The sequence below is a fragment of the Butyrivibrio sp. genome (genome assembly GCF_024699075.1).
The window spans coordinates 1-8,268 of sequence record NZ_JAILQF010000450.1; the positions used below are offsets into that span (position 1 = coordinate 1).

The 8,268-nt window shown below is 36.7% G+C and carries 10 protein-coding genes; 1 reads left to right on the forward strand and 9 read right to left on the reverse strand.

Features of this window, described 5'->3' with window-relative positions; translation table 11 throughout:
* The 7 genes from K6G87_RS17685 to K6G87_RS17715 all read right to left on the reverse strand — a co-directional run.
* Window positions 1-420, reverse strand: a 420-nt coding sequence (locus tag K6G87_RS17685; protein WP_296840232.1) for a nuclease-related domain-containing protein, incomplete at its 3' end; no start/stop codon positions are given.
* 114 nt (window positions 421-534) lie between these two features.
* Window positions 535-1,461, reverse strand: coding sequence for a hypothetical protein (locus K6G87_RS17690; RefSeq protein WP_296840234.1), 927 nt, complete (start codon window positions 1,459-1,461; stop codon window positions 535-537).
* Window positions 1,462-1,883: 422 nt separating this feature from the next.
* The gene (locus K6G87_RS17695) at window positions 1,884-2,021 is read right to left on the reverse strand and encodes a hypothetical protein (RefSeq protein ID WP_296840235.1); all 138 of its coding nucleotides are present in this window, start codon (window positions 2,019-2,021) and stop codon (window positions 1,884-1,886) included.
* Between the two features lie 26 nt (window positions 2,022-2,047).
* Window positions 2,048-2,323, reverse strand: coding sequence for a hypothetical protein (locus K6G87_RS17700; protein WP_296840238.1), 276 nt, complete (start codon window positions 2,321-2,323; stop codon window positions 2,048-2,050).
* 120 nt (window positions 2,324-2,443) lie between these two features.
* Window positions 2,444-3,403, reverse strand: coding sequence for an AAA family ATPase (locus tag K6G87_RS17705; RefSeq protein ID WP_296840241.1), 960 nt, complete (start codon window positions 3,401-3,403; stop codon window positions 2,444-2,446).
* Between the two features lie 235 nt (window positions 3,404-3,638).
* A complete protein-coding gene (locus K6G87_RS17710) occupies window positions 3,639-4,385 on the reverse strand; it encodes a hypothetical protein (protein ID WP_296840244.1) in 747 nt (248 codons plus the stop codon).
* 131 nt (window positions 4,386-4,516) lie between these two features.
* Entirely contained in the window at window positions 4,517-4,690 is a 174-nt protein-coding gene (locus K6G87_RS17715) for a hypothetical protein (protein ID WP_296840246.1), read from the reverse strand.
* Window positions 4,691-5,302: 612 nt separating this feature from the next.
* Between K6G87_RS17715 and K6G87_RS17720 the strand changes: the two genes are divergently transcribed.
* Window positions 5,303-6,166: a J domain-containing protein gene (locus K6G87_RS17720; protein WP_296840248.1), complete on the forward strand. Its 864-nt coding sequence runs from the start codon at window positions 5,303-5,305 to the stop codon at window positions 6,164-6,166.
* Window positions 6,167-6,217: 51 nt separating this feature from the next.
* Here the strand turns inward: K6G87_RS17720 and K6G87_RS17725 are convergent, their stop codons facing one another.
* Entirely contained in the window at window positions 6,218-6,775 is a 558-nt protein-coding gene (locus tag K6G87_RS17725) for a DUF4317 family protein (protein WP_296840251.1), read from the reverse strand.
* Window positions 6,776-6,898: 123 nt separating this feature from the next.
* Window positions 6,899-7,864 (reverse strand): hypothetical protein, encoded by a 966-nt coding sequence (locus K6G87_RS17730; protein ID WP_296840254.1) that lies wholly within the window; start codon window positions 7,862-7,864, stop codon window positions 6,899-6,901.
* Window positions 7,865-8,268 lie beyond the last annotated feature (404 nt).

An 8,268-nucleotide genomic window follows, 5' to 3' on the forward strand; every position in this document is an offset into this window, starting at 1 on the left:
CTTCATATGATTACTGTTGATTGTGTTATGTTCTAATTCTTCATCATCAAATGTATATGATATATAATCTTCGCCATAGTTCGATGAATGGTGCTTACACTCTATCGCAAAAACGCCCTTTGTGCATACAAAAGCCATATCGAGCTCTGTAGTCCCATACGGAGTCTGGAATATCAGGTTTTGAAGCGGCTCGTATCCTGTATATTTTCTTATAGCTTTAGCGACGTCTTTTTCGTATTTTTCTCCTGCTTTTTCTCTGGCATCACTAAACAAAGAAAATTTAAGCATCGCTATGCCAACTCCCGCAACGAATGCAAGAATAAATAAAAGCCCCGTCGCTTTAATGAAAGCTGATATAATATCCGTTTCTACAAGGGAATCATAAATTGAGGATGGAGCAAAGTATCTTAATAAATCCATATGTAGTATCCTTTGATATAAATTCTATTTTCATCAGTATGTCAGAGCATACATTGTGAGCATCTTTCTGTACAAAAAAGACATGCACCTTCTTAGAAGATATATGCCTTTGAATTAATTGAGGTAGAATGCACCGCTATTGAACATGCAATCTGCGTCCTGAGTATCGAGCTGTTCAAAGCTCACATCCTCTGCTATCTGACGATATTCGCCGCGGCTGTCGTACTCTTTTAGCTGCTCAGCAAGAGTGATCTTAACTCTTGATATTTTGCCTTCGATATCTTTCAAATTAACCTTGTTTGGGATTTCGCCCGGGAAGCGCTGTTGTGCTTCAGGTGTTTTAAGATATTCAAGCACCTTCTTTTTGCTATAAGGCTGTACAGCGAGTAAGAACGCCTGACAGATGAACTGGCTAAGCGGTGAAAGCTCGCTGATAACATTGCAAATTCTCTCACTCTCTTCATTTTGGATAATAGCTGTTAGAGGGTTCACATAGTCTGTTGACTCGATAGTATTTTCGTGTATTTCATCAATATTTACTATCAATCTGCTTGCCGCTGCTCTTGCTGCTTCAAGAGATGTGAGAGCATGCTTTCCACCAAGAAGGTCATGCAGTTCTTCTGTTCTAACACGCTCATCCAGACAGTCAACAATGCCAAGTTCTACGAACTTTGGTGTTTGCTGTATCACCTTATTCATATTAATGATAAGATTCTGATAATGCTTAGTCGCCATGTAGTTAGTCGTTGTCTCTTCTCTAACTCCCTGGTCGATGTAGGGATCAAAGAATGATGTTGGGCTTGCAATGTACGGATCATACTTCGGAATTTTCTCAACGATACGGAGCATGCACTGCTGTGCCACATCTTCGAACTTACTAAGATCCACTCCTTTTTTGTGGACTTTTGAGTAAACATATTTACTTATATAATCCACTATATAAGTTGCATAATCATCGTATGTCAGCATGCCGGTTTTATATGCATCATACTTTGCTCTTACTGCTTCGGCATCCCATGTTGCTTCTTTAATTGGTTTCATGTTTCGTTTCTCCTTTCTTTAGCGCAAATTGCACCAATTGATCGCTCTTTAAAACTCTGTCCCAAACTTTAAGCTCTCTTACAGCTTCTTCGAGCGTATCAGGAGATAAGCGAACACTTAGGTTGTACAGCGATTCGGATTCTTTTGTCTCTGATTTCCTCATTTATCGTTCTTTTCTTAATATGTTTTGCTTTTATATTTAAGGCATAAAAAGTCAAGATAATAAAATCATACAATCAATCATATTTTAATTTATTTTTGTTAATGTCTCGAATATATTATCACAAATAATATAAACTTCAAGTTTATTTTTAGTTTCGCTTTAGGTTTCTCTTTTTTTTACAATAATTTGATAATCTACCAAACTAAAAATAGTCAATATAAACAACGTTATATTGACTATTTATGACCATTATTCAGTTTTATACGCTTAAAACGACTTTTACAGCTTCGACTGTATCACTGTGATCAATAGCGCACAATGCGATATGGTCGCATCCGCCCTCTTCTTCCACGTTCTTACAATAAGACAACAATGCTTTAAATCCTTTACTATCCATTACTGACCGCTCGTAAAAAAAAGGATTTAAGATTCTTTAATAAGTGTGAAGCGGCCCGCGTGGTCGTCAATCTTATCAAAAATTCCTCTTGTAAATGCACCAGGTATCACTTTCTTAAATGTCCCAAAAGGTTTTACCCATTCGCTTTCAGCAGATCCGAACATAAGCATATTGTCAAAAAGTGCCGGAGCTTTTGTTTCTATATCATCACTTGTAGTCCATCTGTACATGTTGTCATCTGATATTTCAAGTACTCCAAGCTTTCTATTGCCTAAGTTTTCATATACTGTGTACTTTCTCATTGCATCGCCCTCTTTCGAGACTTTTTATACGCTCTTATATTTTCTCTCCGAATTCTTTTTCAATCGAATGCATTCTGCATTCAAAAGCCTTTTAAAATACTTTTCCACGGTTCATTTTTCCTATTTATTCTTCCCAAGAACGAGCGCAGAATCACTGTCTTCAGATTCGAAAATAGCATCATTAACATCCTTCTGTATTTGGGAGTAAAGACCTCTTGCGCCTGTTGGAAGCTCTCTTGCGCTTTTAGCGATGTCTTTTAAATAGTCTTCCGACACAACGAATTCTCTTTTGTACATTTTAGTGAGCTTTGCGATTGGAGATACATTGCTGTCTGTAAGTATGGCATACATATTATCTTCTGTAAGCTCGTCAAGCACACATATATCAGAGATTCTTCCTGCAAGCTCCGGCCTCATACCACCGTCAATAAGATCTTGCATTGTGATAGGAGTATTTTCTGTTTCGCTTGATCTATCATCATGGAAACCTTCAGACTTTCCAGCCCCGTTTATTCCTATAAATCTCTTTTCTTTTACATGTCTTCTTTTCTTATAAATGCATTCCCAGGCTCCAAGAAATACAAATGTTATATCCTTTGTATTTATGGTCTTAGAGTCTCCTGCTTTGGATGGTACCTGAACAGTCGTTCCTTCAATCATTGCTAAAAATTCCGCCTGAATAGCTGTACTGATGTTCTCGCCCATAGAATTCGTCATAGGGACACATATCTTATCAAATTCATCAAAAACAATGATGGAATGTTCAATACGTTCTTTAGTCCATCCAAGGTCAAACATTTCAGCAAATACAGAATAATATTTCTTAGCTCCCGACCATCCGTCAGACGTAATGCTTGATGCATCGTAAATGTATATATCAGGGCACAATTCCTTGAGAGTCTTAAAAGTCTGTGTTTTACCCGAACCTGACGGCCCTATAAAAACAGCGTTCTCTTTTACCCCGTGGAAAAAATTATACGCAAGCACAGAAGCAGCCTTCTTAGCGTCTTCCTGTCCGATAACCTCTGCATCTAAGTGCTTCTTAAAATCCTTTGGCGTATAATCTTTTAAATTTTTCATATTCCTGATATCCACTCCTTGAATGCAATCTTTAAACATAGTATGCCTAAAACCATATTTAGACGATTTTCTGTACAAAAACGAGGTCAAGCTTCTTATTTGAGACTATGCCAATAAGATATCTTCTTACGGTCAGCACGATTACTCCGATCACTATATATAGTTCTATTTGTGTCATAGTGCCATCTTCCTTTTTTGTAAAATTTACTTCTAAATACAAGATGACAGAATGATTTTACATTTTGGGAGTAAAACGTATATATCCGTCGTTTTTAGTGACTTCTACCGAAATATCTTTTTTATCCTCTCTGGCTATGGGTGCTTTCTTCACTTCTTTTTGTATAGAAAAAAACATATTCCCAATTGAAGATTCAGGCAGGCTCTCGTTTTTGTGTCCTGCACATGCAGCCATTCTTCTTGAATAACTTGCATCAGCTTCAAGAACATATCTCTTTATATCTTCGATACATTCTCTCTTCTTATTCTGAATCTCTTTTGTAATATCGTCTATGAACTGTAGATCTTCTGATACAAATGTTCCTTTATCAATAACGTAGAATGTGAGTCCTCTTACCAAAGGCCATTTATACCCATCAAGAAACTCGTTATAATCATTGAGTTTTTTATCTGCATAAGCGCGTATCCTTGAAGACATCTTTGTAAACTCTTCTGAATCGCCCTTGGCATAGATGTAACTCTTTAGATCAAAGCGTTCTGTTTCAGAGAAATCATTCTCCTTATAGTAATAATATGTTCCACCTTTGAGCGAATTTACAGCTGGAAGTGCAACATCATCTTTCTGAATAAAATCATAATGGTAATAAATGACCTTTATATCATTAAGTCTTGCGTAATCAAAAATAGCATTCCTGCCTTTAAGCATTACGCTTGCTCTTCCAGTACCTACCATTTCGGTTTCAAAAGCCACAAAGCCCTGTTCTTCAATAATATCTTTTGCAATGTTTACATTACTTTTAAGCATTCTTTCTCCTCAACATTAGATCTGTACTATAAGGAGTATTTCTATCCTCCTCGCTCATCTGAATTTCCTTGTTATTTTCCACCTTAATGGTTACAGCCCTGCTTACGGCTGTATATTGCTGTTTTACAATATCAAAATATCATATCACTTGAAAGGTCTGTAAAAACTTTCTTCCCTGTCTTTGTAAAGGCAAAATCCTGTCTGCCTTCGATCTCTATATACCAGTTGGAGCATTCCACATCTCCATTTTTCTTCTTTATCTCTATTCTTCTTTCTGCATCATCTAACATTCGTACTTCGCACATAACAAATTCCTCCCTTAATCTTTTTAAATTCATTTGCACTTAATATGTCAGAACATTTTCTTATGCGCTTTTTCTGTACAAAACGCTTATAATTTATGTCCCTCTTTTTGCTGAAGATGGAACAATGATTGGTATAGCAATTTTCAATAATGTTCCTTCAAAATATTTAAAATAGTAACAGAAAGGTTTTGATTTATGATTTCAATAACATTGAAGTGACAATAAAAAGTCAAGAAGGAGCTGTGAAGAAATGATTTCTCATTTTTTCATAGCTCTTTCTTGATTAAAAGTCATAATAATTTCTTGTATCTACAGGCGTTCCATCGACTTCAATCTGGAAGCTTGTTTTGAAAATAGAAAGTCGCCATTGTACATAAAGCACGAACAGATTCCTGTCAAGTATAAGAAAGCTTTGTGATGATGCAGACGCTATAAAAGATAAGCTCAATATGATTTCCATGTCTATGGAAAGGCAGAATAAAAGAGCATGTATGCTTTGATATCTTCCGGTAACATCATTTCTTTACATACCGGTTGTAATATTGTACAGAAAATCATCATGAAGTTTTATTATTACATCTTATGCATATACGTACAAAAAGGAAATATGCTATGAAAAGATATAATGATGATATAATTAGGAATTTAGACGGGCAGGAAGTTGCTAACGCTCAAACGGGCGAGTTCTATATGGAATTTAATAAAGAGCAGAAAAAGCAGCTAATGTTCTGCTTTAATCACAGGCTTGCTGTTGATGCAATAGCATATCCTGGCATTCCTGCTTCCGTCATGGAACAGGTTATTGATGTTATATACAGAAATTCCTGTCTTGCAGAAAGACTACGCGATAAATATGAGCCTAATTTCGCTAACGTTCCGCAAGGAGAAATCTGGAAGATTACTCATACAAACCTAACGCCCGCACAGACGCACTATGCGCTTTGTGCTTTGACAAAAGGTGTTAATTTTGCCGACGAGATTGAGGATCTTTCCTCATATAATGCTGTCTTCTTACAGCTCCTTTGGTTCAGCCTAATGTGCGGAAGGAACTATTGCAAAGCCCTGAAGAACAAAGATACTTCAAGATCTTCTCTCGCAAATGAAATGGAAGATTTTGTTAATACTACTTTTGAATCTTATAGAAACGGCAAAAAAACAAGGCATGGAATCCTTGGCAGATTCTATCACTTTGGCGCTAAGCACTTTGAAGATGAGATATGCAGCGATATAGACGGATATATTCCGACATACGTTGAAGATGAAATTGATGAGCAAGACGACGAATACGCCGGTGATGAAGATGTTGCACCAAAAAGCAACGCATCATTTTTTACTGGGTGCTCCACTATTGCCGAAGTAAATAAAAGATACAAGAGTCTTATAAAAATATATCATCCTGACAATGGATCAGGTGACGAAGATACTATCAAGGAAATAAATATCCAATACGAACAAATGAAAAATAAAGTAAGCTAAGAAAAGGGGCATATCACACTAAGCAATTAGTGCGCGGCCCTTTTTCTTTATCTATTTTAAGTTCCAGTCAAAAACATGATTTAAGCCTGTAGACTTTTGTGCTTCCGAATAGCAAATACCTGCCTTTTCAAGCTTGATCGGGTTAATTGAGCACAGGATGTAACTGTATGTATCTGTTTCATCTTCAAGAACGGCTCCGTCTGTAGCCTTCTTTGGGACTTCATATTTTGCACTTATGAGCATGACAAAAAGATGCTCTCCAACTTCATAATTTTCCGCCATATTCAGGATAAAAGCCTTATCCTGTTCGTCGTTTTCAAGAGCATTATCCCTAAGATTAAGAAGCTGATCCTGCTTTGACATATCAGAAGAATCAAGTTCAACGTTTAAGAGATTTTTCTCAAATTTACCTGTAAGCACGTTTTTACAAAACTCAACGTACTTGAATTTCTCTTCTTCTTCGATCTGCGAGTATCCCTGCCTGTTAAAAGAATAAAGAAAAGGCTTGCCATTTTCATCGTGCCTTACGAATGCTGTTACGAGTGTATCTATAATGAAATCTTCGGATTTAATTGACCTTTTAAGTTCCATTGCTTCTTTTTTATTCATGATATTATCTCCCTGAAGGCAGTTTTACTCTGCCATTTTTGTAGTGTGTTTACATATCTAAAATGACAGAGTAATATTGGAACTTTTATGACAAGAAAAATACCCCGCGTGGCGGGGCATTTATCAGCAGATAATTTCTGGCAAATAAGGACTTTCGTGTTTTTCAAATTCAGGATCTAAATGATCGTCATTGACATGACCATATCTTTCAAGATACCTGCCGGGAAGCTCTCCCTCATATTTTGGAGGGTATTCGTAGTCACGATCTACAAATTCAAGTCTTCCGGTTTTATCGCTGTACTCATATTCTATATAACCATTGCGAACCCAGGGAAATCTTGTGTTATAGTAACGGAAAGGTCTTTCTGGATATTTATAGTCATCACCATAATCGCAATGTTCGATGTAGTTATAATAACAGTCTTCAATAAGGTAGCCATCTGAGTCAATAAAAAAGCCGTCCTCTGACTGGAACTCGTAATCACAAAGCGCGTTTTCGCCTCTCTTAATGATTATTTCCTGACAGTAATACTGGATATATGATATATACAGCATCACTTCGTCCATCGTGATGTCCCTTTTTTCGTATACTTTACCAATATAAGGCTTGATCATTGGGAAGACTGAGTTATCGCCGTATTTTGCAGCATCAATGACCTCCTTTTTCATAGCTCTTCCGCATACTTCCGCCCACGCCTGGTCGAACTCTCCTGTTACAACTTTGCTCCACACTTGAGGCTTTTTGTATTTTGCGTAAGGTTTATCAAGCTTTGGAAAGGTTTTGTATCCGTTTATAATGCAGTACACATTGTACAGGTCAATAAATGCCATCAAATTGAGGATTCTTTCCATACCAACAAAATCGCTATCTCTGGACAAATGCATCTTGTGGATAGACCAGTGAAGATCAAGGTGTTCTTTACCTGCTGGTGTAAGCCCATTGGCGTGTTTTTCTTTATACAGCTCATCAAAATCATCCCTTAAAGCCTTTCTTACATCACGTATTTCCTGATCTCTTGATTCGTAATGATTCATCGCTGCCTGTACAAGACTTGCTGAGATGATATCGAGCGTTGTTTCAATATCCATTTCCCCACATTTATATTTTTCAAGATAACTCTTCCCTGTACAAGAAAAGATTTCCTTTACTTTATTTCTATATTTATCAATAAAACCCATATTATTTTCCTTAATTTATTTTACTCGGTATATTTTCTATACATAAGATGTCAGAGCCATCTGGTGTGATAATTTTCTGTACAAGAATCAAAAAGGCTATACCCTTGTGTTTTACACCCGGATATAGCCACTTGATAGTATACTTATTATCTTACCTTCTCGCCACTGTCATCACGAACATTATTGCCTTTTTCCCTGCTTATGTCGTTAGCACGTCTTTCATTGTGTTTTGCGCTTCTTTCTTTTGCGCTTTTTAGTCTTTGTTCAAAAGTCATATGCTTTGATGCATTATCCCTTAATGTAAGGCCGTCAAT